Origin of the sequence: Cryobacterium sp. M23, from assembly GCF_002929655.1 — a bacterium.
Lineage (GTDB): Bacteria > Actinomycetota > Actinomycetes > Actinomycetales > Microbacteriaceae > Cryobacterium > Cryobacterium sandaracinum.
On sequence record NZ_PJJV01000003.1, the window covers coordinates 1 to 1,262 of the forward strand.

At 60.5% G+C, this 1,262-nt stretch carries 2 protein-coding genes; both read left to right on the forward strand.

The genetic code is table 11. The annotated features are described in order from the left end of the window. A partial coding sequence (locus CXY82_RS00015; RefSeq protein ID WP_233199075.1) for a transposase occupies positions 1–368 on the forward strand: 368 nt, incomplete at its 5' end. 8 nt (positions 369–376) lie between these two features. Next, positions 377–1,219: an IS3 family transposase gene (locus tag CXY82_RS00020; RefSeq protein WP_233199076.1), complete on the forward strand. Its 843-nt coding sequence runs from the start codon at positions 377–379 to the stop codon at positions 1,217–1,219. Positions 1,220–1,262 lie beyond the last annotated feature (43 nt).

A 1,262-nucleotide genomic window follows, 5' to 3' on the forward strand; every position in this document is an offset into this window, starting at 1 on the left:
CTGGGGTGACCCGGTGTTTCCGGACAGTCCTCCTGAATTCAGGATTGGATAGACAAATGGAACACGAGAAACACAAACACTTCAGCCCGGAGTTTCGGGCTGCCGCGGTGGCCCGCGTCGCGGAGGGCGACAAATCGATCGTGAAAGTCGCCGCAGCGCTCGGGATCAACCACCGGACTCTGTGGACTTGGGTCAACTCCGCGAGGCTGAAGACCATCGATCCTGCTGGTGAGCTCACGCCGCAAGCCCGGAAACGGATCCGGGACCTGGAGAAGGAAAACGCCCTGCTGCGGAGGGATCTCGACTTCGAGAAAAAAGCGAAGGCCTTCTTCCTGGAACTCGATCAAAACGACAACGGTTCGAAATGATCTCCCGGATGAAGGCCGACTTCCCCATCGCCTACCTCTGCCGCCGGCTCAAAGTATCAACATCAGGGTTCTACGACTGGTCGCACCACGTCACCGCGCCCGCGCAGAGGCGGCATGAAGACCTCACCGCGCAGGTGATGATCGCGTTCGCCGAGTCCAAGGGCGCGGCCGGATACCGCAAAGTCACCGCGGCTCTGAACCGGGCCCGGGTCCCGGTGAACCGCAAAACCATCGCCGGAATCATGCACGATCTGGGATTAATCTCCCCAGCTGCAGAACGCGCCTTCAAGATCCGCTACCAGCGGGCCTCCCGACTGGCCGACCCGGTCGATCTGCTCCTGCGGGACTTCACCTCGCTGAGCGTCGGCACGATCCTCGTCGGTGATATCACCTACATCCACACCCAGGAAGGCTGGCTCTATCTCGCGACCGTCATCGACCTAGCCTCCCGCTCCGTGCTCGGCCACGCGACCGGGGCCCGCATGACCACCCAACTCATCACCCGGGCCATGAACATGGCCCTAGAGACCGGCCACGTCAAACCAGGAGCAGTTTTCCACTCCGACCACGGAGTCCAATACCGGTCGAAACGGTTCACGAAGTACTGCGGCCGACACGGCATCATCCGCTCCATGGGCGCGAAGATGCAGTGTTGGGACAACGCCGCCGCCGAAACGTTCTTCTCCAAACTCAAGAGCGAAAGCCTCAACTGGCAAACCTTCACGACAAGGCGCAAGGCCCGCACCGAAGTCATCAACTACGTTCACCACTTCAACAACGTTCGCCTGCACCAAACTCTCGGCTACTCAACACCCACCGAACGCCTCATCAAACTCACACTCGCCGCCTAAAATGAAACCAAGGACCCCGTCCGAAAAGACCGGGTCACCCCAG

Bases quoted from the DNA above. Each gene is read 5' to 3' on its own strand.
- CXY82_RS00020 (WP_233199076.1), top strand. From the start codon at position 377: ATGAAGGCCGACTTCCCCATCGCCTACCTCTGCCGCCGGCTCAAAGTA.